Here is a 25,365-nt window from a genome sequence, read left to right on the forward strand (position 1 = left end):
CCTAAGATTGGCTTGATTTTGTGTGTCGCAGATGACGACGCACCGTACTATTGAAAGGAGGACGTTTATGTCCGCCAAGAATCTCGTCATCGTGGAATCACCCGCGAAGGCCAAGACAATTGAAAAGTACCTAGGTCGAAATTACAAGGTGATTGCGAGCCTGGGCCATGTGCGTGATTTACCTAAGAGTCAGATGGGGGTCGACATTGAGCATGATTATGCCCCTAAATACATTTCCATCCGTGGTAAGGGCGACGTCATCAAAAGTTTGAAGCGCGAGGCCAAGAAGGTCGACCACGTGTACCTGGCAGCCGACCCGGACCGTGAAGGGGAAGCTATTGCCTGGCACGTGAGCTACCTGTTGGGCTTGGACCCCCACGATAAGAACCGCGTGGTGTTCAACGAAATTACCAAGGACGCAGTGAAAAACTCGTTCAAGGAACCACGCAGCATTGACGAAAAACTCGTTGAGGCCCAACAGTCCCGGCGAATTTTGGATCGCCTGGTGGGTTACTCCATCAGCCCGTTACTGTGGAAAAAGGTCAAGAAGGGCCTGTCGGCTGGACGGGTGCAATCCGTTGCGTTGAAGCTCATTATTGACCGTGAACAAGAAATCAATGACTTTAAGCCAGAAGAATACTGGACGATCGATGCCGAGTTCAAAAAGGGGCGGGGCAAAGCCTTCCCGGCCACCTTTTACGGTTTGGACGGCAAGAAAACCAAGCTACCAGACAACGATGCGGTTCAGCACGTGCTTAGCCGCGTGGATAAGAGCAAGCCGTTTGACGTCACCAGCGTAGTGAAAAAAAGAACGCAAACGGTTCCCCGCACCACCATTTACTACTAGTTCCCTACAGCAGGAAGCTAACCGGAAGCTAAACTTTCGGACGCGGAAGACCATGATGTTGGCCCAACAGCTGTATGAAGGGATCAACCTTGGTGGCCGGGCCGGGACGGTCGGGCTGATCACCTACATGCGTACTGATAGTACGCGTGTTTCTAGTGTGGCCAAAGCGGAAACCAGTAAGTTTATCCACGAAGAATATGGTGAGCTTACGCCGCCACCAAGATCCGTCAGGGTAAGCTTCAGGAAGGAGCGCAGGACGCCCACGAAGCCATTCGGCCTAGTTCGACGTACCGTACGCCCAAGAGTTTGGCCAAGGTGCTCACCAAGGACCAAATGCGGTTGTACCAGTTGATCTGGTCTCGTTTTGTGGCCAGTGAAATGACGCCCGCCGTGGTAGACACAGTGTCGGTCAAACTGCACCAAGGTGGTGCCGAGTTCCGTGCCAACGGTAGTCACACGAAGTTCCAGGGTTTCACAACTTTGTATGTGTCCTCTCGGGATTCCGACCAGAAGGACCGTGAGTTGCCCGAACTAGCGGAAGGTGACCAGGTGAAGTTAACCAAGACCGATCCGGCCCAGCACTTCACACAACCACCAGCCCGGTATTCCGAAGCCAACTTAGTTAAGGCGCTGGAAGAAAATGGCGTTGGCCGGCCGTCGACGTACGCGCCGACGATTGAAACCATTCAGAAGCGGTACTACGTGAAGTTGACCGCGCGGCGCTTTGAACCCACTGAGCTGGGTGAAATCGTCAACTCACTCATCGTGGAATTCTTCCCGGACATCGTGGACATTAAGTTTACGGCCAACGTTGAAGGTGAGCTGGATGCCATCGAAACGGGTGACGCTAACTGGGTCAAGGTCATCGACCAGTTCTACAAGCCATTTGCCAAAGAAGTCGCCCACGCCGAAGAGGGAATTGAAAAGATTCAGCTCAAGGATGAACCGGCCGGCTTTAATTGTGACATCTGTGGCGCCCCGATGGTCATCAAGATGGGCCGTTACGGAAAGTTTTACGCTTGTTCCCGGTTCCCTGATTGTCGCAACACGAAGGCCATCGTCAAGGAAATTGGCGTGGTGTGCCCAAAGTGTGGCCAGGGACAGGTTGTTGAACGTAAGAGCAAGCGAAACCGGACATTCTATGGCTGTTCACGCTATCCCGACTGTGACTTTGTGTCCTGGGATAAGCCGGTTGGGCGTAACTGCCCCAAGGATGGTCATTTCTTGGTTGAAAAACGCAGCCGCGGCGGTGTGCAGGTCGTTTGCCCCACCGGTGACTACGAAGAAGCAGTGCAAAAGTAAAGACTACGTAACCCTGGCTAACCCACGTTAGCCGGGGTTTTGTGTTTGCGCACGGTGACGTTGATAACGCTTATGCGTCAGTGAGTGGTTAGTGTGCCGCACTGCCGCGACTTGCAGGACTATTTTGGTGGGCAATTAATCAATTTTTTTACCACAATGCCCCGTTGGAATTTATCCGGTACTAGTTGCATTGACGGCGTAAATATTTAGCGGGTTGCTTGACTTAGGGATGGCGGCATTGGCACATTTACGTAAGCGCATTCGTACGTTCTGTGATACGATAATTGAGACAGAGGTGAGCAAATGGAACCATTGGATGAGTTTATTAATTATCTCAACGTTGAGCGCCACTACTCGCCCGCCACGCAGCGCGCGTATCGTAACGATATTACCGCGTTTCGGCAGTTTTGTGAGGACAGTGGCGGCTTTGATGGGTACGACCAGGTCGATAACGTGACCGTGGCCGCCTTCATGACCGATATGAACGATCACCATTATAGTCGAGCCACTACGGCGCGGAAGCTGAGTAGTTTGCGCAGCTTTTACCGCTACCTGATGCGCGTCGGCCAGGCTGATCACGATCCCTTTGCCATGGTCGAGACTAAAAAGGAGCATCGGCGGCTGCCGCAGTTCTTCTACGAGCCCGAAATTGCGCAGCTGTTCAAAGCCGTTGAGGGCGACGACCCCGCCGATATCCGCGACCGGGCGTTGCTCGAAGTGCTGTACGACACCGGTATGCGGGTCAGCGAGGTGGCTAACCTCACCGTGGAACAGGTAGACCTGCAAATGCACGCCATCCTGGTCCACGGGAAAGGCAACAAGGACCGTTACGTGCTGTTTGGTGACCAGGCGGCTACCGCCATCAAGTGTTACGTCGACACCGTACGGGCTGACCTGATGGCCGTCAGCGGCTTGTGGACGAACCGGATGTTCCTCAATCAGCATGGTCGGCCGATCACCCCTCGCGGTATCGAGTACGTGTTGGACCGCGTGGTGGAGCGTACGAGCCTGACGACTAAGATCCATCCCCACATGCTGCGTCACAGCTTTGCCACGCACATGTTGAACCACGGCGCGGATCTGCGGACCGTGCAGGAACTTCTGGGACATAGTAGTTTGTCGACGACGCAGATCTACACCCACGTGACGACCGCGCACCTGGTGAAGGATTACCAAAAGTACTTTCCGGAACATCAATAAGGCAGATTCAGACTTTAGTATGATGATATGACAGCGTGTCACCGTTATGATGAACACACCATCGATAATGGGTGAGCACGAACAACAAGGAGATTAAGTAATGACAACAATTGTAGCAGTACGTCGGAACGGCCACACCGCGATTGCTGGTGACGGCCAGGTCACTGGTGGCGAAAAGGTCATCATGAAGGGCACCGCCGAAAAGATTCGGCCCATTTACGGTGGCAAGGTCGTGGTCGGTTTTGCCGGGGGCGTGGCGGATGCCGTGACGCTTCAGGATTGGTTTGAAAAGAAACTCGAGTTGTTCCAGGGTAACCTACAGCGTTCGGCGGTTGCTTGGCGCAGGATTGGCGCAAGGATTCGACCATGCAAAAATTGCAGGCAATGCTGATTGCCATGGACGGGAAGGACTTGTTGCTGGTTTCCGGCAATGGCGAGGTGATTGCGCCTGATGAGGACGTCCTTGCTATCGGTAGTGGCGGCAACTTTGCCCAAGCCGCGGCGGTCGCGCTGATTCGGCACACGGAGATGGACGCCAGCGCGATTGCCAAAGAAGCCGTGGGTATTGCTAGCGGCATCGATATCTTTACTAACGAACACATTAAAGTGAGTGAATTATAGGAGGGTGACCATGAGCGATTTAACACCAAAACAGATTGTCGCCCAGCTGGACCAGTACGTAATTGGTCAAGACGAGGCTAAGCGAGCCGTGGCCGTGGCGCTGTACAACCGGCGGCGACGTATGCAACTGAGCCCGAAGATGCAACAAGATATTACCCCCAAGAACCTGTTAATGATCGGGCCAACCGGGGTGGGGAAAACGGAAATTGCCCGGCGGTTAGCAAAAATCGTGGACGCACCGTTCGTTAAGGTTGAGGCCACTAAGTTTACTGAGGTCGGTTACGTCGGCCGGGACGTGGAGTCCATGGTCCGCGACCTGGTGGATGTGGCCGTCCAGATGGAAGAGAAGGCGCAGTACGCCAAGGTCCGCACCCGCGCCGAAAAAGCCGCGAATAAACGCTTAGTCAAGCTTTTGGTGCCTGGTATCAAGAAGGAAAAGCGGCAGAATAACATGGCCGACTTGATGGCGATGTTCAACAATCTGCAAAACGGCGGGGCACCGCAGGAAGATGAAGATGAAGGCGAAGTCACGGATCAGATCCGTGACGAGCGGTTATCGGTCGCTGAGCAGCTGGATAAGGGACTACTGGAAGACCGCGAGTTGACTGTGGCTGTAACTGATGAGAAGAAGGCCAACGGTGGTATGAACGATATGTACGGCCAGATGGGCATTGACTTGGGTCAGGCCCTGGGCAACATGTTGCCCAAACAGAAGGTTGAACGCACAATGACCGTGCGGGAAGCCCGTGAAGCCTTTATTCGGGAAGAATCCGCCAAGTTAGTTAACCACGCTGACATCTACGCCGCCGCAATTCGGCGGGCCGAAAATTCTGGAATCATCTTCATTGATGAAATTGACAAGATTGCCAAAGGAACCAAGAATGGCAGTGGCGAAGTTTCTCGTGAAGGGGTGCAGCGTGACATTCTCCCCATCGTTGAAGGGTCACAGGTCAACACCAAGTACGGTATGATCAACACCGACCACATCCTGTTTATCGGTTCTGGGGCGTTTGCGGACGCTAAACCGAGCGATTTGATCGCCGAACTGCAGGGGCGCTTCCCAATCCGGGTCGAATTGTCCGACCTGACTGAGGCTGACTTTGTCCGGATCCTGACCGAGCCGGACAACGCGCTCACCAAGCAGTACATGGCGTTGATCGGGGCCGATGGGGTCAAAATCACGTTCACCCAGGAAGCCGTGCAGGCCATTGCGCACATTGCCGCGACGGTCAACACCACCCAGGAGAACATCGGGGCTCGGCGGCTGGCCACCATCCTGGAAAAGCTACTGGAGGACATCCTGTACGAGGGGCCTGACATGCAAATGGGTGCCATCACCATCACCGAACAGTACGTCCTGGATAAGGTCGGTAACATTGCGGCTGATGATGATATGAGCAAGTACATTTTTTTAACGATAGTTGAGGAGGACTTTTTTTCATGGTAACGATTGCAAACGAGAACTTACAGGCGGAGATCAATCTGCATGGTGCGGAGTTATCCAGCCTGCAGAGCACGGACGGTACGGAGTACATGTGGGATGCCGACCCCAAAGTGTGGGCCCGGCACGCGCCCGTATTGTTCCCCATTGTGGGGGCACTGAAGGACGACCAGTACCAGTATCAGGGCCAGACGTACCACATGACGCGTCACGGCTTTGCTCGCGACATGGACTTTGAGGTGCTGCATCAGGAAGATAACGCCGTCGACCTGGTACTGACCGATAATGATGCTTCCCGCGCAAAGTTCCCGTTTGCATTCCGGCTGGTAATCAGCTACCGGTTGACCGGTAAGAGTCTGACGGTTGGTTACAGTGTTAACAACCCGAGCGCCAGCGATGACCTGTACTTTAGTATCGGGGCACACCCGGCGTTCCACCTGCCGTTAGACGCCCAGTCCCAGTATGAGGACTACACGCTGAGTTTCGATCCCGCCGAGCAGCGGACCCACATTCCGTTGGCTGGTAAGTACGCGGATTACGCCCAGCGCGACCAGCGCGACGTGAACCAGTTGTCCTTGACGCACGAGTTGTTCAAAGACGACGCGTTGATCTACGAACTGAATGGCGACGAAACGACCATGACGTTGAAGTCGCAGCGTGGCGGTCACGGCGTGTCCCTGACTGTCAGCGACGCACCATACGTCGGCGTGTGGTCTGCCTACCCTGTTACCGGCAACTTCTGCTGCATCGAACCGTGGTGGGGGATTGCCGACGCGCCGGACGCTTCCGGCGACTTGACGGAGAAGCGGGGCATTAACCGCCTCGCCCCAGGTGGTACCTTTGTTCAGGGCTACACGATCAAGACTTTTTAGCTCCTTGAAGACAATCAAAAAGCCGCGGGCAACCGCGGTTTTTTGGTGTGTCCACGCAGCGCTATCGCTGTCGTGGAAAGCATGGAATTCAATTAGGATTGGTGGCGTTGACGGTACCAGTAGTACAAACCGAACGGGACCAAGTTTTCCTGACCGCGCCGGATCCGGGCAAAGTTGGCGCGGTGACGGATGAAGAACACCACCGCGAGGATTCCCGCAATGGCCGTCAGCAACGGATCGTGGTAGCCAAACCAGCTAATGATCGTCACGATGGTGATGGCGCTCGTGCTGGCAATGCTAACCATGGAGGTTAGCAGGATGAACGAAACGAACAGGGCCGAGGCAATCAGGAAGAAGCCTGGGTTATATGCGAGCAGGATTCCGGCGCTAGTTGCTACCGCCTTGCCACCTTTGAAACCGATAAAGATACTGGCAGTATGACCGATCACGGCGGCGACCCCGCAGACCAACACCAGCCAGTGGTGTTGGTAGCCAAACAGTACGGGAAGACTAGCGCCAAGCGTGCCCTTGAGGATATCCATCACCAGCACGATGGTGCCGGCGACGGGGCCTAAGACCCGGTACACGTTGGTGGTCCCAATATTATGACTGCCCGCGGTGCGGACGTCCTTGTGGTATAGTGCTTGACCGACCCATACCCCGGACGGAATTGAGCCCAATAGGTATGAGAGAATAAAAGCTAGTACAAGTAGCATGCTGCCACTCCTTTCAAGCTAACATTTTAGCATGTTTGGGGTGGGTGCGCACCGCACCGGGTGTAACGGATGCGATTATTTTGACAGTTACGCGGCACCCGGGTAAAATTGTTAGGTCAATACGAACATACTTTCGCCACCGAAATGATTGGAGTGGGTCGTCCGAGTGGTGTAAAGTAACATTATTGTGTAAAAGGAAAGGTTGTCGATTTATGGCGAAACCAGTAGATGCGTATAATGATTCGTCCATTCAGGTGCTGCAAGGCCTCGAAGCCGTACGGAAGCGGCCCGGAATGTACATCGGTTCCACCGACGCACGTGGGTTGCACCACTTGGTGTACGAAATTGTAGATAACGCGGTCGACGAAGCGTTGGCCGGTTACGGTGATGTCATCGCCGTGACGATTCATCCGGATAACAGCATCACCGTCAAGGACCATGGACGGGGAATGCCGACGGGGATGTACGCCAGTGGGCGCCCAACCATTGAGGTCATTCTGACCGTGCTGCATGCTGGGGGTAAATTCTCCCAGGATAGTTATAAAACCAGTGGTGGGCTGCACGGTGTGGGTTCATCCGTCGTGAACGCCCTTAGTGAGTCACTGACGGTGCGCGTGGTTCGCGATAAGCACGCCTTCACGGAGACGTTCGTGAACGGCGGGCACCCGGACGGTAACGGGCTACAAAAGTTGGGTAAGGTCAACGAACCGAACGGGACGACCATTACCTTCAAGCCAGATCCAACCATTTTTCAAACGACGACCTACAGCTTTGATACCCTGGCGGAACGCCTACGTGAGTCGGCGTTCCTACTGAAAGATATTAAAATCACACTGACCGATGAGCGGCCAGATGAACCCCGGGTCGAGGAGTACCACTACCCGGAGGGGCTGAAGAGCTTTGTGGAGTACCTGAACGAAGGCAAAGACACGATGTCTCAGGTCATGCACTTTGAAGGGGAAAAGGAAGGCATCATTGTCGACTTTGCCGGCCAGTACAATGACGGCTACTCCGAAAACATCCTATCGTTCGTCAACAACGTTCGGACGCCTGATGGGGGGACCCACGAGGCGGGGATGCGTGCCGGCATGACGCGCGCCTTCAACGACTTTGCCCGCAAGGTGGGGCTGCTCAAGAAGCGGGACAAAAACCTGGAGGGTAGCGATGTGCGTGAAGGCTTAGCCGGCGTGCTCGCCATCCGGGTGCCAGAGGAGCTGTTGCAGTTTGAAGGCCAAACCAAGGCCAAGCTGGGTAGCCCCGAAGCGCGACCGGTCGTCGAAAGCGTTGTGACCGAGCAACTGACTTACTGGCTCATGGAGGGCGGGGATGCCGCCCAGGAGTTGGTCAAAAAGGCCATGCGGGCGCGTGAAGCGCGAAACGCCGCGCGCAAGGCTCGGGACGCCTCCCGTAATGGTCGGAAACGTAAAAAGGACCAGGGGCTATTATCTGGTAAGTTGACCCCTGCCCAAAGTAAAAATGCGGCCAAGAACGAACTGTTCCTGGTCGAAGGTGATTCGGCCGGCGGGTCCGCCAAGCAAGGGCGTGACCGCCGTTTTCAGGCCATCCTCGTTGCGGGGAAAGGTACTGAACACGCAGAAGGCCCGGTTGGATGATATCGTCAAGAACGCTGAAATCAACACTATCATCTACACGGTTGGTGCTGGGGTCGGCAGCGACTTTGACGTGAAGAGTTCGAACTACGATAAGATCATCATCATGACCGATGCCGATGACGACGGGGCCCACATTCAGATCTTGTTGCTGACGTTCTTCTACCGCTACATGCGGCCACTAATTGAAGCCGGCAAGGTCTACATCGCGTTGCCGCCGTTGTACCGGTTGTCCAAAGGGGTACGGGACAAGACGCGCATCCAGTACGCGTGGACTGATGAGGAACTTGAAACTGAAGCCAAGAAGATGGGTAAGGGCTACACCCTGACCCGGTTCAAGGGGCTGGGTGAAATGAATGCCGACCAACTGTGGGAAACCACCATGAACCCGGAAACACGGACGTTGATTCGGGTACGGATTGATGACGCGGCGCTCGCGGAACGGCGCGTCACGACCTTAATGGGTGACCGCGTTGAGCCCCGGCGTGAATGGATCGAACACAACGTCAAGTTCACGCTGGACGATGAGGGTTCGATTCTGGAATCTGATACGGACCACGCCGACATGCAGTTTGGTAAGCAAGCCATTACCAAGCAGTTGAATAAACGGAAAGGAAAGTAGTGAGTTATGGCCAATAACGTTCAAGAATTAACGCTTGAAGACATTATGGGTGACCGCTTTGGCCGGTATTCCAAGTCCATCATTCAGGAACGGGCGCTCCCGGACGTACGTGACGGGTTGAAGCCCGTCCAGCGGCGTATCCTCTTTGCAATGAACAAGGATGGTAACACCTACGATCACGGTTTCCGTAAGTCGGCCAAGTCGGTGGGTAACGTCATGGGTAACTTTCACCCCCATGGTGACAGTTCCATTTATGAAGCCATGGTGCGCTTGTCCCAGGACTGGAAACTGCGGGCACCACTCGTGGAAATGCACGGTAATAACGGGTCCATGGATGGGGACCCGCCGGCTGCCATGCGTTACACCGAGGCCCGGTTGTCTAAAATTTCGGGCGAGTTGCTGAAGGATATCGATAAAGATACCGTCGACATGGTGCTCAACTTTGATGACACCGAGCAAGAGCCGACCGTGCTGCCTGCAGCATTTCCGAACCTGTTGGTTAACGGGGCGACCGGGATCTCAGCCGCTACGCCACGGAAATTCCACCGCACAACCTGCGCGAAGTCATCGGCGCCTTGCTGATTTTAATGCACAACCCCGATGCCACGCTGGATGACCTGATGACCCAGGTCAAGGGTCCCGACTTTCCTACGGGCGGGATCGTGCAGGGTTTGGCGGGGATTCGCCAAGCTTATGAGACTGGTCGCGGGAAGATCGTCGTGCGTTCCAAGACCCATATTGAAGAAATGCGCGGTCACCGCCAGCAGATCGTTGTGACGGAGTTACCGTACGAAGTTAATAAGGCCGAATTGGTCAAGCGTATCGACGAACTACGAATCAACAAGAAGGTCGACGGCATTGCCGAGGTGCGGGACGAAAGTGACCGCTTCGGGTTGTCCGTGGTCGTTGAGCTGAAAAAAAGACGCCAACGCGGAGGGTATTCTGACGTACCTGTTTAAGAACACTGACTTGCAGGTATCGTACAACTTCAACATGGTGGCCATTGCCCACTTACAGCCGCAGCAGTTAGGTTTGAAGGCCATGCTCACGGCGTACCTTGAACACCGGCGCGATGTGGTGGTACGACGGGCTAAGTTCGATTTGGCCAAGGCCCAGACGCGGGCGCACATCGTTGAAGGTCTTATTAAGGCCCTGTCCATCTTGGACCAGGTGATCAAGACCATTCGCGGTAGCAAGGACAAAGCTGACGCCAAAAACAACTTGGTGCGGGAATATGACTTCACCGTTGCGCAGGCGGAAGCCATCGTTTCCTTACAGTTGTACCGTTTGACCAACACTGACGTGACCGCGTTACAGGCGGAAGCGGCCGCGTTAGCAAAAACTATCGCTCGGCAGCAGGACATCATCAGTAAACCTGCTGTGCGGGACAAGGTGATTACCGATGAGCTGCAAGCCATCGGTAAGACGTACGGTTCGGACCGGTTGACCGAGATTGAAGCCGAGGTGGAAAACCTCCAGGTAGATACGACGGTTTTGGTGGCCGATGAACAAGTAATGGTCCAAGTCTCCCGTGATGGGTACGTCAAGCGTAGTAGCTTGCGTAGCTATCAGGCGGTGAGTCCGGATAGTAACGGGCTCAAGGACGAGGACGCGCCGGTCTATACGGCTCAGTTGTCGACTTTGACCCACCTGTACATTTTTACCACCAAGGGCAACATGATTTACCGGCAGGTGCACGAACTCGCTGATACTAAGTGGAAGGACTCAGGTGAACACCTCAGCCAGACCGTGGGTTTGGCGCCAGACGAACAGGTGCTGTCGGTCTTTGCCTTTGACCAACTGGATGGTGACGGTGCGTTCACCATCGGCACCAGCGACGGTTACATCAAGCAGACGTTGCTGTCCGAATTGCAGCCGACGCGGACGTACAAGAGTAAGGCCATTGTAGCGATCAAACTCAAAGATGCTGATGCCACCGTCACTAACGTGTATTTCAACGCAGCGGGTGCGGACGCTCTGACCGTTTTTGTCGCCACGTATGGTGGTTACGGCTTAACCTTTGCGCTCGATGAAGTGCCAGTGAGCGGTGCCCGGGCGGCGGGGGTCAAGTTGATTAACCTCAAGCCGGCGGACCACGTGGCCAACTTTGCCGTGTTTACACAGCCTGACAACGCCGTGGTGGGTATTTTGACTCAGCGCGGGGCGTTTAAGCGGATGCGGGTCAGCGAGGTGCCAGTTACTAGCCGGGCCAAACGAGGCTTGCAGATTTTGCGGGAACTGAAGAAGTCACCACACCGCATTGTAGCATGATGCTGCTGAGTAGTGGCATGACGTTGGCTGTGACGACTGATCAGGGACAGCAAATTACCCTGAACCCGATGGACCACCCGTTGAGTGACCGCTATAGTAACGGGTCGTTTGTAATCGATACGGACACGCAGGGGACGCCCGTGGCCGTAGTGCCTCAGGTGACCCCGACTACGGATGATGATAACCAGCAGTAGGCGGCGCGTGCCGTTAAGTAAGTAGGTTGGTACCAGAATTAAGGAACTGTCGTCAACGGTGAACCGTTGGCGACTTTTTTTGTTAGCCACAGCGTGTTAGCGTTACCACCAGTGGCTAAATATAACTGCACAGTCAAAAAAAAGTTATAAGAAAATAATCGTAAGCTATTGTTTTTAAAGGCCGAATAACTTATTCTAACTATTAGAATGTAAATGGAAGGGCCGTGCCGGGATGCCCCGTGGTAGTTGTGGCGAGGTAGTCTGGAACCGGGGTGGCTAAACAAAATTAGAGGAGACTAGCTTATGGCTACAAATCATGATGCCTTGTTTTCAGCTAAGACTTTGGCGTACTTCATGCAACTAGCAGAATCGATGAACTATACGCAGGCTGCCCAGTTGCTGGGCATTACGCAGCCAGCGTTGACCCAGCAAATCAAAAAGCTGGAGCAGTCCGTTGGCGCCCCACTGTTTTTCTCTGTGGGGAAGAAGTTACACTTGTCTGATGCCGGGGCAACGATGTTGACGGCAGCTCAGGAAATTTACCAGGTCATGAACAACGCCACGGATGAAATCCAGCGGACGACGAGTGCTAATTCCGGTGAAATTTCAATTGGTTTTCTGTCGTCCATTGAGGATGCGGTGTTTGCGGACTTCATCGCTAAATATTACGAAGAGCATCCAGATATTACCGTGACTTTCCGGATCATGACTCGACGCGAAATTTGGGAAAGCCTTGAAAACAACCGGATCGATTTGGCGGTCATGTATCTGCCTGACGACTCCATCAAGAACTGGAAGCCGTACGAATCACGTAAGATTTTTGATGAAGAATTGTTGTACCTGCACCACGGCGCCAAGTTGGAGGGCAAGAAGCGAATCAGCTTTGAGCAAACGGCTAGCTACCCATGGGTGTCCTACCCGGATGATTACTTTCTGTCCCACTTACTGGCAGAGACGTACAAGAACCAGCTGGTGACGATGCCGGAACCCGTGGCCCGCTTCACCACACCGTACCAGTTGGCAAAGTTCTCGAACGCGACGCGCGTCAACACCGCTTTGCCGCCCAGCTTTTACGGTGCCCACAAGGACGCCATCGACGCGGAGGCTTCCCAGTTTAAGCCGGGCATTCACTTTGAATTAAGTTACGTCTACCGGCGGGGGAAGGACCAGATTCCGCGGATTGCGGGCTTCCTGGATGAGTTCAAAGAATATCTGGACGAGGAGGATTACTACGCTCGTATCAGTGGGACCCGTGGTAGACTATAAAAGGTTGCATAAGCCGTTAATTAAACATAAAGGAGCAATTATTTCATGACAACTTTGATTTTTGGACACCAAAGCCCTGATACTGATGCTATTACCTGTGCCATTACCTTTGCGGAATACCAGCGCCAGGCTGGTAACACCGACGTGGAGGCTGTTGCGCTAGGCGAACCTAATGCCGAGACTAAGTTCGCGCTCGACTACTTTAAGCAGTCCGTACCGCGGGTCATCAAGACTGCGGCCAACGAAACGGACAGTGTTATGCTGGTGGATCACAACGAAGCCCAGCAGTCAGTGCCGGACCGTGACCAGGTCACGGTGCAGTACGTGGTTGACCACCACCGGGTCGCCAACTTTGAGACGGACGCGCCAGTAAACATTTGTATGGAAACTCTGGGCAGTTGCAACTCCGTAATCTTCCACATGTACAAAGAAGCTGGCTTTAAGATCAGTCCCCAGATTGCGGGCTTGATGGCTTCTGGCTTAATTTCTGATACGTTGTTGCTGAAGAGCCCAACGACTACGGATGAAGACCGGCGTATTTTTGCCGAGCTGCAGGAATTGGCTGGGATCGATTTGAACGAATACGGCCTGAAGATGCTCAAGGCCGGGACTAACCTTAGCGCTCGCAGTGATCAGGATCTGATTGATGGTGACGCCAAGAGCTTCGACATGAACGGTACCAACGTGCGGATCGACCAGATCAACACCGTTGACCTTAACGAAATCTACGACCGTCAGTCAGCTATCCAGGACGCCATGAAGGCTGAAGCAGACAAGGAAGGCTACGACCTGTTCCTCGTTATCGCCACTGATATCTTAAACAGCAACTCGGTCGGGTTTGTTATTGGCGACCGTAGCAAGGTTGAGGAAGCTTTGGCAAGAAGTTTGATGATCAAGACCGGATTGCGCTACCAGGTGTAGTTTCCCGGAAGAAGCAGGTTGTGCCACCATTGACGGCTGCCTACAAGGGCTAATGTCCAGCGATACTTGAATTCTTATTGCGGTGTGTACCGAACGGGGTGCACATCGCTTTTTTTTGGTTAAATGGGTGTGGTTGTCACCTGCCCCATTAGCATTGGTATAGGGGAGTGGCACTCGCAAAATGGGAGGAAAATAAAGGGTAACCTGGAAGAAAACATCTGATGTTACTCGTTATTTAAACGCTAAAAAGGGGAATTGATGAGCTAAACGGTTTGTGAGTCAGGGTAAATACAAAAGCAGATTGCGAAGCAGTTGGATCTGGGAACCAAACCTTGTAGTCTGATTTTATAGGGTTTATGGAATTAATTTTGAATGTCATCAGGTTTTAAATCTAGTGAATTAATCGGTAAAAGAACGCAAATGCTACCAATAACGACAACGGCACTAAGGACAAAAGTAATGCTGAGCTGAAATCGTCGGAAGAGCTAGCGTTATTGAAAATGTGGCTTGACGGTCAATTATGTGCCAGCTATCAAGGATGAATTTCGTTGCTTAAGCGCGTATGGTATATGTGTGCACGCAACCAAAAATTGGGCCAAAATTGAAATTTTGATGTATGTACTGCTCGTTGCGGAACAACAGCCACTACGTTATTTAGTAAAAAAATTTAGTAAAAACGTACTGCTGAGTCTGGATTGTTGTCATAAATTACATTTGTGTGCGGCAAAGTCACTATAAAAAGTCACTATAAACGGAGCTGCCACAGGTTCTTTGTACAGCGTAGTTTTAGTTAGTTATTAGTTAGTTATTAGTTAGTAGTTGTAGTTAAGTCGTAGTTAGTTGTTACAGATAGTTTTAATGGATGAAGGCGTGGGCTGGGATTGTTCTGAACACAAGATGCGCGCTACGCGATAGCTGCATGATGTTTGAAATAATTGATCGCGCAAATCGTAGTTCAGGTCATTCGTGGGGCTGATAATTGCCGGTAATAGACATTGTTGGATTTTGGTGTGCCCAGAGGACGATTCTGGTGCAATTTCAAACTGATAGACGGTCAGTTGACCGTCAGTGCGCGGCTGATCGTCGCTGGACATAAGCGCATTATCATTATGATGATGATGAAATCAAGTGCAATGCCTGAACTAAATATAGTCTTGCTGGCGTGAAGAATAAGCACTGGTTTGGTCGGGATTTTAATCGTTAGGACATGCGTTTGTTGGTGCTGAGTTTTAGAGTCTAGTCAACGTAAACGTCAAGAACCTAATTGAGTAGTTGGAATTCCTCGGTTTGGCAATAGTCAATGAGCGACAGAGTTCATGCATGCATTGCAACTTAGACGCCAGATGTTGGTGCACGTGTAGGCGGGAGGTTAACGCGGCGATTGATCGCATTTAACTTAATAATCTTCCGCAGTGTTTTCTTCGTATAATATATATTATGTAAACTAGAATTAAACGATTAGTCATGCCATCAGCCGAGCCCCCCACTCGTGCATTAATCACTCGTGCATTAATAACGTACGGCAAGTGTTGCGACTCTGTTGATGGCATACTCATCACAATGTGTTCAGAAATCCTGGTAGCACCGCAGCAAAGACTTGGTTGTTCACACTGACGTACCGGGTTTGCGCAGCACGCCGTGTATTCGTTAGTCCAGCTTCGCGGAGGAGCTTCAAATGGTATGACAAAGTTGACTTGCTGATACCCAATTGCTGGCCAATTGATGTGGAGTCTAATTCGTGACCTTCACTGTGTAGTAACCGAACAATGGCTAACCGACTTTCATCCGCCAACGCCTTGAAGATTTTGACGCGTAGTTCATCGTTACTGATGGTCTGCTTAATGTTCATGGCTAATCTCCTCGTTTAACGCTGCTGTTCAATCAATTTGTGTCGCGATGTGCTATAAACGCCAAGTAGTAGCTCACTGCTGCAATGGTCTGTGATGATGTGACTTCGCCGTCACGTACGGCCTCAATCAGGTCGTCCATCGGTACCAAACTCGTTGCGACGAACTCATCGTGGTCAAAGTGGCGATCGGTTCGCTGTTGGGGATCGATGGTCGCTAGGACGGCGGTGATCCGCTCGTTGGTAAAACCCTCGGAAGCCATCATGACGGTAAACGGCCGCAGTTCGGTGGCAACGTACCCCGTTTCTTCGGCCAACTCACGCTTGGCGGCCACGAGTGGCGTTTCGCATCATTGATCAATCCAGCGGGCAACGCGATGGCCTCACCGTTGATGCCGACACGGTATTCCTGGTTGACCAAGACCTGCTGTCGGTCTGCCGTCATGGCTAACATGACCACGGCTGCACCATGTTCCACGAAGTCGCGCTTGACCGTCAGCCCGTCTGGTGTTTGAATTGTTTGTTGTAAAACTTTGAAAATAGGCCCCCGGTAGACTTCTTTGCTGCTGAGAATGTTGCCAGTCGTTTGTGGTCGCTTAAGCATGATGATGGTTACCCCTTAGTTCGATAATTTTATGAGCACAAAAATAGGCGCTACAATTGCGCCTACATTATACAATATTATAATTGCGATTTAACAGTGTCCTACCAACCAGTGTTCAACTAAGTGTTCTACTAATTGTAATTGTTGTAATTGTTAATTGTAATTACATCCATTTGCATTTGCCGACGTCAATTTTGCCGACGTCAATTATACGCGTGTGAAGTCCTTCATCCAAGCAATGGCGATGGCCTTTTCACCTAGATGGGTCCCAATGACCGGGCCAAAATAGGAAGTTTCAAACGGAACATCCGGAAACTTGGCTTCCAGTTCAGCCTGCCATTTAGCTGCTGCATCCGGATCGTTCGCGTGAATAACCAATCCCCGTACTGGATAATCAACTTTATCCAAGGCGGCTTGGAACAAAGTCTCTGCCCGCGCGTAAGCCTTTTTGATGGAGCGAATCTTTTCGATGGCCACGATTTTATGGGATTCATCGTCGAACGTTAATAACGGTTTGATCTTGAGCATGCCACCAATGAAGCCGGCAGCGTTGGATAAACGGCCCCCACGAACCAGATTTTGGAGGTCGTTGACGATAAAGTATTCACCCATGGAGGCACGCAGATCGTCAAGACGGGCGACAATGGTGGGCACGTCCGCGCCTTGTTTCACCATGCGTGCGGCTTCCAGTACGAGCCACCCCATCAGCTTGACCGTAATTTGTGAATCGTACACGGTGACCTCAAGTCCATCAATTTCGGTGGCGATGGTCCGGAGGGTTTGCTGAAAACCAGAAATGGTATTTGCTAAGTGAATGCTAATGACTTTGTCGTAACCTTCATTGCGGAGATTTTCGTAAAGATGAATCATTTCACCAACGGGTGGCTGGCTCGTGCTCGGAAAAGTCTTGGCCGACCGCAGTTTCGCGTAATATTCAGTTGGCGTAATGTCCTTTCCTTCGTCGTACACTTGCCCGTCAAGAATCACGGGAATGGGTACGACAGTAATATTGTTGGCCTGTACTTCTTCATCAGAAAGATAAGCAGTACTGTCGGTCACAATGGCAATTTTCATAAGTTGAACCAGCTCCTTCAAAATTATACCAAAATACTATAACACATAACCTGAGTGAAGGCCATGACGCCCCCGCTCACTCCGTTCGGTAGGCCTGTGTGCCGGACCAAACATACTTTTGCACGTGGGCGCAACTACTAGTACAATGGAATGAGCTAATTAAGGAGGTATATTATGTCCTTTGACGGATTATTTACCCACGCAATGGTGCGCGAATTGCAAGCCGCATTACAATCTGGGCGGGTGATGAAAGTTTCACAGCCCTACCCTTACGAACTAATGCTGAGCATTCGTGCTAATCGTCATAACCAGACGCTGCTCCTGTCGGCTAACCCAGAACTTGCACGCGTTCAGATCACGACGATTCCGTTTGCGAACCCTAAAGTACCGACGCCATTTACTATGGCCATGCGTAAATACCTGGCCGCGGCTACCCTGACGGCCATTACACAGGTTGGTGCTGACCGTATTATTTACTTTGACTTTGCCACGCGGGATGAGCTTGGTGATTCCGTGTCCTTGCGCCTCGTGGTCGAGCTCATGGGCCGTCACAGCAACGTCATTCTGGTGGATCAGCGCACACACAAAATTCTCGAACTGATTCGCCACGTGCACCCCGATGAGAACCGCTTCCGCATCTTACTTCCGGGAGCCGAATATGTCGATCCACCCTACCAGGATAAACTGGACCCATTCATGGCGCAAGCAACTGACTATACCAGCCTAGTCGAGCAGTTTGGCACCGACACTGCTGGTTTAGCCAAGGCCATTCAGACCCGTTACCAGGGTTTTGGCCGCGATGCTGCCCTCGAGATGGCAACCCGCTTGCAACACGGTTTGCCGCAAGCGGCGTGGACGGGCTTCATGGATGCGTTTGATCACCCTGAGCCGGTGCTAATCGATGCGGCCAAACCGCAGTTTGCCGCTACCCCCTTGCGCACCATCAGTGGCGAACAGCACAGTTACCCGACGCTATCCGCCCTGCTCGACGCGTTCTACGCGCAACGGGCTGAGCGCGCCCGCGTTCAAGAAGTGGGTAGCAAGTTAATTCGGGTGCTGCGGACGAATACGGAACGGTTGTCCAAAAAGCTCAAGAAATTGCAGCACACCCTCGATGAGAGTGACCGGGCGGACGAGTTACGCATCCGGGGTGAAATTTTGACGACCTACCTACGTGATGTGCCGCGCGGCGCCAAGTCGGTGGAGCTACCGAATTTTTACGACGACATGCGACCCATCAAGATCAAACTTGCTCCGGAACTGGGACCAAACCAGAACGCGCAGAAGTACTTCACCCGTTACCAAAAACTGCGTAAAGCCGTCAGCCACGTGCACGAGCAGATGGCGGAGGCCGAGTCTGAACTCCACTACCTGCAGGGCGTGCAGGCTATGGTGGAAATTGCCGCCCCGCAGGACTTGGTGGACATCCAGACGGAGCTTACCAATGCAGGTTACATTCGCCAGCAACGCAAAGCCAAGAAGCAACGGCAGCCCAAAGTGGCACAACCGGAACGCTTCTGGGCTAGCATGGCACCGTCATTCTGGTCGGCAAGAACAACCTGCAAAACGAACAACTGACGTTGCACACCGCCGCAAAGAACGATATTTGGCTACACGCTAAGGATATTCCGGGTTCCCACGTCATCATCAAGGACGCAGATCCCAGCGACCGGACCCTGCAAGAGGCTGCCTCTCTGGCTGCCTACTTCTCTAAAGCCCGGCAATCCGCCAACGTTCCGGTGGACTATATTCCCGTTAAGCGAATTCGCAAACCCAACGGCAGCAAGCCCGGCTTTGTCGTGTATACGGGGCAGCGGACCCTGGCGGTCACCCCGACCGTCGAGCTTGTAGATAAGTTACGGCACCAACCAACCATGTAAAGTAAATGCACTGATAACAAACTAAATAACAATAAGGAGACGGTCATTACTGCGTAGACAACACGCAACGTACTGACCGTCTCCTTTTTGGCTTACTACGAAATTGGTGCAAGTGGTTCGAGCGAAAAGGCCCGAGCTTCGTACACCCGTAACATCGCGTCCGCACAGACACTGTTAATGATGGGAATTGTCCGCGCCGTGGCCTGCGCTCGGGTGTCCGTCGATGGGTTATCAGTAATGACCAACCGCACGTTGGCACGCGTGATGCGTGTGCCCGCCGGCTGAACCTGGAAGCCCTGCGCTCGTAGTCGGCCCGCTAAAGCTTGGGACTTATCGGTGCCCAGGTCGAGTAGTACTGGACCGTGATCAGGTAACGGTTGGTGGGCGGCCGCAAAGGCTTTGATCAACGCTTTACCCAGTGAATTGTCACTGCCCATGACCACGCCAGTCTGCACCATTTCGGGGCGGTCGGTACCCGGCGTGGGCAGTCCTTGCCGTACGACCGGCAAGAGGACGTGCACCCCGTCTGCTTGGGCTAACTGCCCTGAGCTGATGCCAAGGTCCGCTAGCTTGTTGCCTAAGTAAACGTGGGCAGCCAGGTAGCCATAGTCCACGGTCGTCGTCTTGGCGAGGAACGGCACGGTGGCGTTAACGGTGGGTGCGACGCGGCGGACGGTGATCTGGTGGTCGTTGACGACAAACTCGGTGTGCACAAAGCCGATCAGTCCGTACATTTTGGCCAGGTTGACGGTGATGGCGGTGACTCGACGCGTCAGTGCGGCTACCCCGCGACGTGGTGGCGTAACGGCGAGCACGGTGCCAGCAACGTCAGCGTTACGCTCCAAACTATTGATGACACCGAGCACCGCCACGGTGTCGCCGTCACTGATGGCATCCACGGCCAGGTGCGTACTGTCGGGCTTGATCGCGGCAGTAAAGTCCAAGCTGACCTGCCAGTCGCTGTCAGATTCATTAGCGACGGCCGCGCCGGCTTGGGATTGGTCAAAGGTGGTGACGCAATCAGCGTTACTTCCCAAGACGTTAACTCCAGCGGCCCGAAGCCGGCCCGCCAAGGCCGCGCCATCGTTACCGCTAGCCTGACAGATTACGCCGATGGGGTCTTCATGATGGATAATGCTGAGAATTTCCTCCGTGCTACTTGTTGCCAGGTAGCGGCGTACACCAGCAACGTTTTGTTTGACCGTGCTGTTGGTAATGATGACCGGTGCGTAACCAGCATGGGCGATGGCGTCGGCCAATGCGGCCGTGACGGCCCCCTGCGCTTCATTCAGCCACAGGTGCGTACTCGTGGGGGTAACGATAACGACGCGGGGTTTAGTGCCCACTCGTGGTTCGTTTTCGGCACCAAAACTAGCGTAGTACGACCGCGAGGCGTTGATGATCTGCCGCCCCCGTCGATGGCCTTAAATGTCGGCTGAACGGCCAACTCATCACGCAAAGCGGCCACTTGATCGGCCGTCATGTCCCAACGCTGCGCGATGCTGGCATCGGTGATACCGTAGCGTTTGGCTTCTTTAAGCAAGTCCATGTCCCCGGGGTGTTGACTGAGTGCCTGGTGGAGTTGGGCCAAGTGTTGCACGATGGCTAGCAACCCAATGTTGATATGGGACAATTCAACCAGTTCACTGAGCGAATAACCGCGAGCAAAAGCAGACCAGATGGTCGCTAACCGGAGACCATTAGGCCGAATAATGTGCTGGGTCAATTCGTCATCCGTCCAGTTGGTGATGGTAGCGGGCAATACGTCCGCTGTCAGTTTAGGCCCCAACTGGATACGTAGTCCTTCCATAATGGCACTCTCGGCGTTGGCCCCTGCTCCCAAGATGGCGCCACTGGCGACCAACTGGGGACCGAGGGTAGCTCCGTTGAGGTGGTCTTCACCAAACTGTGGGAAGCGCGCCATAATGGCGTCCTGGGTGGGCTCAATCACAGCGGGAATTCCTGCCCCAATGCGGATATCGTCCAGGTTCAAACCCAGCGCAATCTGGGTGGACACCTCCGTGACGGGGTAGGCCGTCGCCGCCTGGGAAAGTTCGGTAGCCCAGGTGGTCCCCACCCGCACTTTGAGTAGGTACCAGTCGTTGCTAGTCTCATCCAGGGCAAAGGAAAACGTGGCCGTCCCCCGGATATCCAGGCGTCTAGTACCCGGAAAGCGGCGGCTCGTAGCACGTTGCGTTCACGGTCGGTAATGGTTTGTGCCGGTGACAAGACGATCGTGTTGGCGGGGTTTACCCCCACCGGGTCAAAGTTTTCACTCGTTCCAATCAGCAACTTGGTGTTGTTATTATCACGCACCAGGACGCACTCCACGGCCTTCAAACCATTGATGGCCCGTTCAATACGGAGTCTGCCCCAGTGGTCGGTCGTGCTGATCAACTGCCGTAGTTCGTCGGCGTTGTTGGCAATGCCCCGGTTGGCGCCCCGCCGCATCAGCACGGGGTAACCGATCTTGTCGGCAACTTCAGTGGCTTGGCTATCAACCTTGATGTATGTCGATTCGGGGTTGGGTAGGTGTTGTTCACCCAGGAAGTGCCGAAAGCTTCGCCGTCCTCCAGTGTATTAAGAATGGTATCGGTGGTATCAAGCACCGGAATGTGTAGCTGACGCAGGAGGCCACTTTGCTGCACTTGCCGGAGGATGTGCACGGCACTTTGTCCCCCAATGGTACCCAAAATGGCGTCAGGCCGTTCACGTCGAATCACCTGACTGATGAATTCCACCGTTAAGGGCGCCACAAAGATACGACTAGCGATGTGGTTGTCCCGTGGCGCGTTGGGGTCGCTGGTCACCAGCGTTACGTCCTTCCCAGCGGCGGTCAGAACCTGACAAGCGGTCGCGACGGCGGCTGGAAAGGAGGTCGGTTGGGCCGAACCCACGGGGCCAGTCCCAATGACCAGAATGTTTTGTACGGTATTACTCATGCTGGTTGGCCCCCTTCTCAGCTTTGGATTGCTCAGCGTCAATTAATTCCATAAATTCGGTCAGCACGTGATCGGCATCCTTGCTACCCGGCGCACCTTCTGGCTGAAATTGCACACCAAATGCAGGGTACTGGCGGTGCCGTAACCCCTCCACCGTTTTGTCGAGGATGTTCAGGTGCGTAATCAGCAGTTGGTCGTTGTGTTCTAGGCTAGCCGGGTCCACGGTGAAGCTGTGATCATGCGACGTGATGTCGATACGGCCGGTGGCCACTTCGCGCACGGCAAAGTTGAGGCCGTGGTGTTCATGTGCGAGCCGCTTTGTGGTGGCACCATTGGCCATGGCGAACAGTTCGTAGCCAAGACCAATTGCGAGGAGCGGTAAGTGTCCTTGAATGCCATGGATCATCGGCAACGCGTTTTGGGTGTCCTCCGGATCGCCGGGCCCGTCACTGAGCACGACCCCGTCCGGATCCAGGGTGAGAATGCGATCGGCGGAAGTCGTAGCCGGTACAATGGTCAGGTTGCAGTCACGAACGGCGAACTCGCGCAATAAGCTGTGTTTGAGGCCAAAGTCGACGACCACGATGTTGCGGCCGGTACCCGGTGACGGGTATGGCCGCTCGGTGGAAACTTGCTGCACCTGGTTGTGGGGCAGCACGAGCGCCCGTAACTGGTCAAAGGCGTGCTCGTCAGCTGCGTCCACAATGCTGGCTTTTTGTGGACCGGTCGCGTCGATATGCCGACGCAGTGCCCGGACGTCAATATGTGTAATGCCAGGGATGCCCAGTTGGCTGAGAAACTCCGCCAGGGACATTTTACCTCCCTGGTGGGCGGTCACCTGGGCAAGTTCGTTCACGACGACACCACGCACGGATGGGTCAATGCTTTCGTAATCATCACGGTTAATGCCGACCATGCCGATGGTCGGTGCCGTGAAGGCAATGATGCAGCCGGTGTTTACTTTGTCGGTGATGGTTTCCTGGTAGCCAGTCATACCGGTTTGAATCACCAGTTCACCGGACGAAACGATGGACGCACCAAAGCCGGTGCCGACAAACGCGGTACCGTCTTCGAGAATAAGATAGCGTTGCATGGGGTTCACCCCTTTTGGATGGAAAATTTATTGTTCATTAGCGGCCTTGGCGGGCAAAACAAAGTTGAGCACGATTCCTAGCACCGTCGCTACGGCCAAACCGGAGAACGTGTAGCCAGCAAATTGCAGGCTAGCGCCACCAATGCCGATAACCAGGATGGTCGAGGCAATCATCAGGTTACGTTTACGGTTGAAATCGACGTGATTGTCGATCAACACCCGCAGCCCGTTACTAGCAATCACCCCAAAGAGCAGGAAACTAATGCCCCCAATAACGGGTCCGGGAATAGATTCGATCAAGGCGGATAGCTTGCCAATAAAGGCAAAGACGATGGCGAAGAACCCCGCCCCGCCGAGGACCCAGACACTTTGGACCTTGGTCATGGCAATAACGCCAATGTTTTCACCATAAGACGTGACGGCCGGACCGCCAACAAGGCCCGCAATGATGGACGCGGTCCCGTCACCAGCGAGTGTGTGGTTGAGGCCGGGGTCCTTAAAGAAGTTTTGGTTGGTCAACTTATTCAGTACCATGATGTGGCCCATGTGCTCGGTCATCGTGACGAACGCAATTGGTGCCATGGACAGAATTGCTCCCCAATAAAATTGCGGTGGTACGTCACAAAGGGGATCTGAAAGTGTGGCAAGCTGAACCAGTGTGCCTGGGCGACCGTGCTAAAATTGACCAAACCGAAACAAATGGCCACAATGTAGCCACTGATGATGCCCAACAGGATCGGTAGCAGGCTAATGAAACGCTTGAGGAACATGTTGTAAATAATCGTCAGTGCCAAAGTGATCATAGCTACGGCAAAGTAGCGCAGGTCGTACACGCTGCCGCCACTGGCCGTGGTCCGCATAGTTGCGTCGGTTGCGGCCGTGGATGCTAGCGACAGCCCGATAACCATCACGATGGGACCCACCACGACTGGTGGTAAGGCCCGGTCGATCCACTTGCTGCCGACGGCGTTCACAATCAAGCCACTATTAAGTATACTACGCCGACTGCCACAACACCCTGGGCAATTGCCGGATAGCCGGCCCCCTTCATGAGTGCAGCCATGACCGTGATGAAGCTGAACGAACTACCCATGTAGGCAGGAATCTTGCCACGGGTAATGAGGATGTACATGAGCGTCCCGACGCCACTGCTAAACAGCGCGATGGACGGATCCATACCGACCATCAGCGGCACCAATACGGTGGAACCGAACATGGCAAAGAGGTGCTGAATGGACAGCCCGACCCACTGGCCGAAAGTCGGTCGGTCGTGAATACCTAGGACGATGCCGTCATTAGGGTTAGTTTTACTCATGGTGGGCCTCCTTGCCGTTGCTAATGGTGATGCCGTCATGACCGTCGATTTCGCTGACGTTGACTTTGATTTGTTCATCGAGGGCCGTCGGAATATTTTTGCCCACAAAGTCAGGACGGATCGGTAATTCGCGGTGACCGCGGTCGACCAGTACTGCCAGGGAGATCATGCGCGGCCGCCCGTATGCCATCAAGGCGTCGAGCGCTGCGCGAATGGTGCGGCCGGTGTAGAGCACGTCGTCCACCAAAATGACGTGTTGCCCGTTAATTTTGGCGGGTAGCTCGCTGGTATCGACGGCGGCGTTGCCATCGGCTGGTTCCCGGTCATCCCGGTAGTTGCTGATATCGAGGGAGCCCACGGGCACGGTCACGTTTTCTAGTTGGGCCATGCGCGTCGCCAGGCGCTGAGCTAAGTACACCCCGCGAGTTTTGATTCCTACAAAGACGAGGTCCCGCAAACCCTTGTTGCGTTCGATAATTTCGTATGTAATGCGTGTCAGTGCGCGCTGCATGGTGACAGCGTCGACAACTTCTTTGGACATAAAATAGTTCCTCCTTTGACCAACCTGGAACAAGTGCTTGCTCTAGTTGATGGTATGGTCTTTAACCTGGGGGCTCCGCGCGATAACGCGCGATAAAAAAAACGCCCCCGTCCCGATTCTGGATGGAAGGCGCTCTGCGACCTAGTTGCCCCCGCGGAGGCACGATTCCTTCCAAGCCTCTCTGGAC

General features: G+C 53.7%; 12 protein-coding genes and 9 pseudogenes. 10 read left to right on the forward strand and 11 right to left on the reverse strand.

Annotated elements, in window-relative coordinates; all coding sequences use genetic code 11:
* Positions 1-67: 67 nt before the first annotated feature.
* From topA to JCM13996_RS02015, 5 genes and pseudogenes are all read left to right on the forward strand, one after another.
* A pseudogene (gene topA / locus JCM13996_RS01995) lies at positions 68-2,149 on the forward strand (type I DNA topoisomerase).
* 303 nt (positions 2,150-2,452) lie between these two features.
* Complete coding sequence (gene xerC / locus JCM13996_RS02000) at positions 2,453-3,349, forward strand: tyrosine recombinase XerC (protein ID WP_054749398.1); 897 nt, start codon at positions 2,453-2,455, stop codon at positions 3,347-3,349.
* Between the two features lie 100 nt (positions 3,350-3,449).
* Positions 3,450-3,970 (forward strand): annotated as a pseudogene (gene hslV / locus JCM13996_RS02005) (ATP-dependent protease subunit HslV).
* Between the two features lie 10 nt (positions 3,971-3,980).
* Entirely contained in the window at positions 3,981-5,417 is a 1,437-nt protein-coding gene (hslU, locus tag JCM13996_RS02010) for an ATP-dependent protease ATPase subunit HslU (protein WP_054749399.1), read from the forward strand.
* The gene (locus JCM13996_RS02015; RefSeq protein WP_054749400.1) at positions 5,411-6,283 is read left to right on the forward strand and encodes an aldose 1-epimerase family protein; all 873 of its coding nucleotides are present in this window, start codon (positions 5,411-5,413) and stop codon (positions 6,281-6,283) included. The genes hslU and JCM13996_RS02015 overlap by 7 nt, the downstream gene beginning before the upstream one ends.
* Positions 6,284-6,375: 92 nt before the next feature.
* On the opposite strand, the gene plsY is transcribed toward JCM13996_RS02015, so the two are convergent.
* A complete protein-coding gene (gene plsY / locus JCM13996_RS02020; protein WP_054749401.1) occupies positions 6,376-6,999 on the reverse strand; it encodes a glycerol-3-phosphate 1-O-acyltransferase PlsY in 624 nt (207 codons plus the stop codon).
* A gap of 212 nt (positions 7,000-7,211) precedes the next feature.
* Between plsY and parE the strand changes: the two are divergent.
* The 4 genes and pseudogenes from parE (at position 7,212) to JCM13996_RS02040 (ending at position 13,936) form a co-directional block, all read left to right on the forward strand.
* A pseudogene (gene parE / locus JCM13996_RS02025) lies at positions 7,212-9,231 on the forward strand (DNA topoisomerase IV subunit B).
* Positions 9,232-9,237: 6 nt separating this feature from the next.
* Positions 9,238-11,696: pseudogene (parC, locus tag JCM13996_RS02030) on the forward strand (DNA topoisomerase IV subunit A).
* Between the two features lie 303 nt (positions 11,697-11,999).
* Positions 12,000-12,962, forward strand: a complete 963-nt coding sequence (locus JCM13996_RS02035; RefSeq protein ID WP_054749402.1) for a LysR family transcriptional regulator — start codon at positions 12,000-12,002, stop codon at positions 12,960-12,962.
* A gap of 45 nt (positions 12,963-13,007) precedes the next feature.
* Positions 13,008-13,936: pseudogene (locus JCM13996_RS02040) on the forward strand (manganese-dependent inorganic pyrophosphatase).
* Positions 13,937-15,438: 1,502 nt separating this feature from the next.
* On the opposite strand, the gene JCM13996_RS02045 reads toward JCM13996_RS02040, so the two are convergent.
* The 3 genes and pseudogenes from JCM13996_RS02045 to JCM13996_RS02055 all read right to left on the reverse strand — a co-directional run bounded on the left by JCM13996_RS02045 (position 15,439) and on the right by JCM13996_RS02055 (position 17,407).
* A complete protein-coding gene (locus tag JCM13996_RS02045; RefSeq protein ID WP_054749403.1) occupies positions 15,439-15,732 on the reverse strand; it encodes an ArsR/SmtB family transcription factor in 294 nt (97 codons plus the stop codon).
* Between the two features lie 32 nt (positions 15,733-15,764).
* Positions 15,765-16,333, reverse strand: a pseudogene (locus tag JCM13996_RS02050) (NUDIX hydrolase).
* Positions 16,334-16,540: 207 nt separating this feature from the next.
* Positions 16,541-17,407 carry a DegV family protein gene (locus JCM13996_RS02055; protein ID WP_054749404.1) on the reverse strand — a complete coding sequence of 289 codons (867 nt, stop codon included), beginning with the start codon at positions 17,405-17,407 and terminating at the stop codon, positions 16,541-16,543.
* 174 nt (positions 17,408-17,581) lie between these two features.
* Between JCM13996_RS02055 and JCM13996_RS02060 the strand changes: the two are divergent.
* Positions 17,582-19,287: pseudogene (locus tag JCM13996_RS02060) on the forward strand (NFACT RNA binding domain-containing protein).
* Positions 19,288-19,382: 95 nt separating this feature from the next.
* Here JCM13996_RS02060 and JCM13996_RS02065 read toward each other — a convergent pair.
* The 7 genes and pseudogenes from JCM13996_RS02065 to pyrR all read right to left on the reverse strand — a co-directional run bounded on the left by JCM13996_RS02065 (position 19,383) and on the right by pyrR (position 25,178).
* Entirely contained in the window at positions 19,383-20,633 is a 1,251-nt protein-coding gene (locus JCM13996_RS02065; RefSeq protein ID WP_156321814.1) for a CarB family protein, read from the reverse strand.
* Positions 20,576-21,211, reverse strand: coding sequence for a hypothetical protein (locus tag JCM13996_RS12210; protein ID WP_369395678.1), 636 nt, complete (start codon positions 21,209-21,211; stop codon positions 20,576-20,578). The genes JCM13996_RS02065 and JCM13996_RS12210 overlap by 58 nt, the downstream gene beginning before the upstream one ends.
* A gap of 114 nt (positions 21,212-21,325) precedes the next feature.
* Positions 21,326-21,834, reverse strand: a pseudogene (locus tag JCM13996_RS12715) (ATP-binding protein); the annotation flags it as partial.
* Entirely contained in the window at positions 21,738-22,229 is a 492-nt protein-coding gene (locus JCM13996_RS02080; protein WP_054749408.1) for a carbamoyl phosphate synthase preATP-grasp domain-containing protein, read from the reverse strand. The pseudogene JCM13996_RS12715 and the gene JCM13996_RS02080, both read right to left, overlap by 97 nt.
* The gene (locus JCM13996_RS02085; RefSeq protein ID WP_054749409.1) at positions 22,222-23,322 is read right to left on the reverse strand and encodes a carbamoyl phosphate synthase small subunit; all 1,101 of its coding nucleotides are present in this window, start codon (positions 23,320-23,322) and stop codon (positions 22,222-22,224) included. The genes JCM13996_RS02080 and JCM13996_RS02085 overlap by 8 nt, the downstream gene beginning before the upstream one ends.
* Before the next feature lie 27 nt (positions 23,323-23,349).
* Positions 23,350-24,637 (reverse strand): annotated as a pseudogene (locus JCM13996_RS02090) (uracil-xanthine permease family protein).
* Positions 24,630-25,178, reverse strand: a complete 549-nt coding sequence (gene pyrR / locus JCM13996_RS02095; RefSeq protein WP_054749410.1) for a bifunctional pyr operon transcriptional regulator/uracil phosphoribosyltransferase PyrR — start codon at positions 25,176-25,178, stop codon at positions 24,630-24,632. Before pyrR ends, JCM13996_RS02090 begins: the two are co-directional and overlap by 8 nt.
* Between the last annotated feature and the right edge of the window lie 187 nt (positions 25,179-25,365).

Origin of the sequence: Lacticaseibacillus thailandensis DSM 22698 = JCM 13996, from assembly GCF_001312865.1 — a bacterium.
Classification (GTDB): Bacteria; Bacillota; Bacilli; order Lactobacillales; family Lactobacillaceae; genus Lacticaseibacillus; species Lacticaseibacillus thailandensis.

What these genes read in the sequence shown, in the direction of transcription:
- xerC (WP_054749398.1), top strand. Translation starts at nt 2,453, where the DNA reads ATGGAACCATTGGATGAGTTTATTAATTATCTCAACGTTGAGCGCCAC.
- hslU (WP_054749399.1), top strand. Translation starts at nt 3,981, where the DNA reads ATGAGCGATTTAACACCAAAACAGATTGTCGCCCAGCTGGACCAGTAC.
- JCM13996_RS02015 (WP_054749400.1), top strand. Translation starts at nt 5,411, where the DNA reads ATGGTAACGATTGCAAACGAGAACTTACAGGCGGAGATCAATCTGCAT.
- plsY (WP_054749401.1), bottom strand. Translation starts at nt 6,999, where the DNA reads ATGCTACTTGTACTAGCTTTTATTCTCTCATACCTATTGGGCTCAATT.
- JCM13996_RS02035 (WP_054749402.1), top strand. Translation starts at nt 12,000, where the DNA reads ATGGCTACAAATCATGATGCCTTGTTTTCAGCTAAGACTTTGGCGTAC.
- JCM13996_RS02045 (WP_054749403.1), bottom strand. Translation starts at nt 15,732, where the DNA reads ATGAACATTAAGCAGACCATCAGTAACGATGAACTACGCGTCAAAATC.
- JCM13996_RS02055 (WP_054749404.1), bottom strand. Translation starts at nt 17,407, where the DNA reads ATGAAAATTGCCATTGTGACCGACAGTACTGCTTATCTTTCTGATGAA.
- JCM13996_RS12210 (WP_369395678.1), bottom strand. Translation starts at nt 21,211, where the DNA reads ATGGCGCGCTTCCCACAGTTTGGTGAAGACCACCTCAACGGAGCTACC.
- JCM13996_RS02080 (WP_054749408.1), bottom strand. Translation starts at nt 22,229, where the DNA reads ATGAGTAATACCGTACAAAACATTCTGGTCATTGGGACTGGCCCCGTG.
- JCM13996_RS02085 (WP_054749409.1), bottom strand. Translation starts at nt 23,322, where the DNA reads ATGCAACGCTATCTTATTCTCGAAGACGGTACCGCGTTTGTCGGCACC.
- pyrR (WP_054749410.1), bottom strand. Translation starts at nt 25,178, where the DNA reads ATGTCCAAAGAAGTTGTCGACGCTGTCACCATGCAGCGCGCACTGACA.